The sequence below is a fragment of the Methylobacterium sp. P1-11 genome (genome assembly GCF_008329595.1).
In the GTDB taxonomy this organism is placed as follows: Bacteria; Pseudomonadota; Alphaproteobacteria; order Rhizobiales; family Beijerinckiaceae; genus Methylobacterium.
Map to the genome: position 1 here is coordinate 1 of NZ_NPKS01000077.1, position 3,935 is coordinate 3,935.

Here is a 3,935-nt window from a genome sequence, read left to right on the forward strand (position 1 = left end):
AGCAAGGGTCCAACGCCACAGGAGAGTTGCGAGCGGGCGCAACGGTGGCGTCCGTTTTCCGCAAACCACGCTTAAAAGCGGACCAGCGGCAATCCACCCGCAGCAGCCATTCCGATCCCGACCCATCTCGGCCGCGCGGACAGCCGTCTCCGCTTTCCAAAAGCAGCCATTCGTCGGTCGTCTGGCAGTTTCGGCTTGGGGCGATTATTAGACATATCAGGCTGGTAAAACCAACGTCGCTTTAACGGAGAAACGTTGCACATGCAGAACCGGATCAGCCCGACAAGAGCAGGAGCAACTTTTTTACTATTCGGCTCGTGCCTGGCCGTGCCGACATTTGTTGCGTGGGACATTTGGCATATAATCATAACCGGTATTATTAAAGACAACCCTCACCGTTCTTCCGGCAATGAGCGCGATTGCTGGAACAATTACAGTCATAATTCATTTCTCAGGGACAATTTTGCTGGCAGGCTGTGTTGGCGCTATACCGGCCGCGATTTTTGGCCGCGTCCCACTAAGGGGCGCTGGACTTGATTGTCGCTTTGTGTGTTCCGGTGGTCTTCGCGCAAGATGCCGCGCTTCCTGATTTCAAATGGTTTAGCGACCCACCCGAGGATCCTCCTTCTTTAACTTCACCATTTTACCGGCAGCTGAATTTCAACTTATTTCTGCTTCCAGATTTGATCGGTAATGGGCTTAAGTTGCGGATGAAGTCTTCTGCTTAGGCTCGCGAGCGGGCGCGACGGTTGCGGCCGCTTCTTCCACTTCTCACTCAGAAGCGAATTATCGCAAAACCACGCAATCCGGTCCTCCCGCATCCGACCCAACCCGGTCGTTCGGAGCGCCGTTGGCGCTTCTCCAAAGCAGCCGTTCGTCAGCCCTCCAGCAACTTCGGCTCGGGGTCGAAAGCAGATGCCCCAGATGATGGCCGAGACCGCGGCGCTGGAACCGGGCGTCGTGGTCGCGTTGGGGCACCTCCTGGCAGATGACGGCCTGGCGACACCTGTAGCGCTGAACTGATGCTAGCAGCTGCAGCACGACGACCAGTGGTAGGCCGGACCACCTTGCAGGCGGTCCCGGCCGAGAACCCGCAGATCATGTTGTGCGGGTGCGCCCACGGATGTTAGCGCGCCGGCGCAGTAGTGCTCCCACCAGCACCCACGCCAGGGCGCGCGGTGCCGGCGCCCGGTACCGCGGCGGCGCCAGCTGCCGGTGAGCGGGTGCTTGTGCCAGTTGTCTCTTCGGTCGCCTTCTGGCCTTCACTCTTCACGCTGCCCGGGTTGTTCATGTTCTCGGTCGCGCTGCCGCCGCCGGCCGGTTGCTGAGCGTAGGCCGTGCCGGTCAGAGCAACAGCGAGAGTGGTCGCGAGACCGAAAATCTTCATGCGCATAGGCGTTTCCTCAGTTAATCCCTGATTGGGCTCGTAAAATAACTTCGGCATTCACATATTCGTTCATTGGAGATTTCTTGATGGCGACTGCAAACATTGAAACTGCACCGTGGATTATCACAGCCGTAATCCGGCCGCCGGATCCGAATGCGCCTGCGATGAAGCGGCCACCTTCATCCCGCACGATCGCCAGATTGCACGAGAAAACAGAGGCCGAGGCGCGCAACGCTGCCGCTGCCTCGGCGTTGGCCCGGCAGCTACAGCCCGGGTTGCGAGCGCCGGCGGACCGTCTGTTTGCCGTGGATGCGGGTGCGCTGCTGTTGCGCGGGCCCATGGGCGGCATCGGCAGCACGGAGCGGATGGTGCGCACGTTGGAGCCGTTGGCTGCCGGTGGCAGGCACCTGCCGGCGGTGCTGGTGGGTGCGGGTGGCTGGCACGATGAAGAAGCTTTGCGCGAGGCCCTGGCCGGTCTGGGGCCAAAGCTGGCCGTGCTGGGGCTGCGGATCTGCCGCCGCAAGGCCGGCCTGCGGATGGCGAAGAGCAAGCTCGGCAGGGCGGCTTCATGAGCCGCCCCTCGATCAGAGCTGTCAGGCAGCCTTTTGGTTGATCTTGCTCTCGGCCATGGCGGTGAGCTTCTGGTCCGTGGCCCTCTCCTCGTCCAACGTCTGCTGCAACACGCTGGCGCAATCGTCCCGGCCGAGCCGCTTCGCCCAGGCGATCAGGGTGCCATAACGGGTGATCTCGTAGTGCTCGACCGCCTGTGCGGAAGCCAGCAGTGCGGCGTCCAGCACCTCCTTGTCGCCAATCTCGCCGGCGGTCTCGTTCGCCTCCTTAATGATGCCGTCGATGGCCGGACAATCGACCGCCTTCGGTTTGTGGCCGTGCATCTCGAACACCCGCTCCAGGCGTTTGATCTGCTCTTCGGTCTCATGCAGATGCGTCTCAAAGCCCTGCTTGAGCTGAGAGTCAGTAGCCTTGCTGATCATCTTCGGCAGGGCCTTCGTGATCTGCTGCTCGGCGTAGTAAATGTCTTGCAGCTGGTGCACGAATAAGTCGTCAAGAGTTTTGATATCTGAAGTAAATAATCCCATGGCTTCCTCCTAAAAATTGGTCGGTTTGTATTTTGCGGCGACAGTCGACAATCCTGCTCGCTCACGTTGGAAACGAATTGGGGACAAGCGATGTTCCTGTCCGGCTAAACCGCTGCATGGCACAGGCGGCCAGATTGCCCATCGGAAAGAAAGCGGCGGCGATGGCGGGATTGGGCCTACCCGTTAAGGCAAGCCCGCTGCTCAACTGAATGAACCAACCGCTGGCAGATCACGGTCTGCTGTCGGGCGGCGCTTGGTAATCTGCACACGCGGCAGCCGCGCCATCGCCCCGGCATAACCGGGTGCAGCAGCTGCAGGCACGAGTGCAACGCGCGCGGCAGCGCGGTCTTTGATGGTGGACATGGGGTACTCCGTACAGCACAGGCCAAAGCCATTGTGCGCTGCGACGCATATAGGGTGCGCCGCAATAAGCCGCTGCTGCACGCGACGATGTGCCGACACTGTTACTGCCAGCTACGAGGCAGCTGAACCTTCGGCACGGCGAGCTGTTCCCCCTTCGAGCCCACGGGCTCCGTTCTCCAGAACGTTTTCCGGGAGCCGGTCAATGTACCGGGTGGTTCATCCACCTGCCGCATTGGCCGGCTTTCTCGCGCTGGGAGAGCTGCGGGCATGAGAAAGCCCGCCTCAGCAGGGCTGGGCGGGCTTTCCAAGTCAGAGGCAGCAATAACAAAGATCAGCAGTCGTCGCCGCTCTTGCCCGTCGTCTGTGAAGCCGACGCGGCGTTGTTCATCGCTCCGACCGTTCCAGGCGAGGCTGGCTGCTGGCCGCCAGCGAGGTTCTTGGCCGCCGGATCCGTATCGTTCGACTTGGCGGGCGTGTTCGATGCCTGCTGGCCCGTGCTCTGGTTTGCGCCCACGTTGTTCATAGCGCCAACGGTGCCGGGCGAAGCAGGCTGCTGCCCACCGGCCAAGTTTTGGCTCGACTTATCGACATCGGAGCTCTTCGGATTCGATGCCTGCTGGTCCGGCGACTTGGCCTTCGTTGCGCCGGTGTTGCACGGAGCTGCAACAGCCGAGCCTGCAGTGAAAGCAAAAAGCGCAAATGCGCCGGCTAAGCGTGAAACCTTCATCAGACGTTCCTCCAGGGTTTTTGCTGTATGTTAATTGCAGATCCACCTTAGGGTTCCAGCGCGGAGCCCTCAGATCTCGGATGTGCTGCTAGCGATTTTGCCAGCCGTGAATCTAACCGTCCGCTCTCGCGGCTAGGGCAACCCACTGCCCCCCCGACAGCCTTCTCCGATTCCGCTGGCCGCAAGCTACCGTTTTCGGCCAGGAGCTGCCAAAGTCAGCCCACCGGACTGCCTGGAAGCGGACCTTTCGGCCTTCTGCAATGGGTCCAGGCCGTGTCAAAACGCCGAGAATCGGCTTTGTGCTGGGGTGCCGCCCCAATTTTGCGAGAATAGGCGCTCCACCGTTTGGATCGACCCTTTG

5 protein-coding genes are annotated in these 3,935 nt (G+C 60.8%); 1 reads left to right on the forward strand and 4 read right to left on the reverse strand.

The genetic code is table 11. The annotated features are described in order from the left end of the window. Positions 1-1,126: 1,126 nt before the first annotated feature. Positions 1,127-1,393, reverse strand: a complete 267-nt coding sequence (locus CIW48_RS32690; RefSeq protein ID WP_149314491.1) for a hypothetical protein — start codon at positions 1,391-1,393, stop codon at positions 1,127-1,129. Positions 1,394-1,473: 80 nt separating this feature from the next. Between CIW48_RS32690 and CIW48_RS32695 the strand changes: the two genes are divergently transcribed. Then, positions 1,474-1,959: a hypothetical protein gene (locus tag CIW48_RS32695; RefSeq protein WP_149314492.1), complete on the forward strand. Its 486-nt coding sequence runs from the start codon at positions 1,474-1,476 to the stop codon at positions 1,957-1,959. A 21-nt stretch (positions 1,960-1,980) separates the two neighbouring features. Here the strand turns inward: CIW48_RS32695 and CIW48_RS32700 are convergent, their stop codons facing one another. From CIW48_RS32700 to CIW48_RS32705, 3 genes are all read right to left on the reverse strand, one after another. Beyond that, entirely contained in the window at positions 1,981-2,484 is a 504-nt protein-coding gene (locus CIW48_RS32700; RefSeq protein WP_149314493.1) for a ferritin-like domain-containing protein, read from the reverse strand. Between the two features lie 201 nt (positions 2,485-2,685). Beyond that, positions 2,686-2,847 (reverse strand): hypothetical protein, encoded by a 162-nt coding sequence (locus tag CIW48_RS33655; protein ID WP_173009485.1) that lies wholly within the window; start codon positions 2,845-2,847, stop codon positions 2,686-2,688. 331 nt (positions 2,848-3,178) lie between these two features. Beyond that, positions 3,179-3,574: an exopolysaccharide production protein YjbE gene (locus CIW48_RS32705; RefSeq protein ID WP_149314494.1), complete on the reverse strand. Its 396-nt coding sequence runs from the start codon at positions 3,572-3,574 to the stop codon at positions 3,179-3,181. Positions 3,575-3,935: the final 361 nt, after the last annotated feature.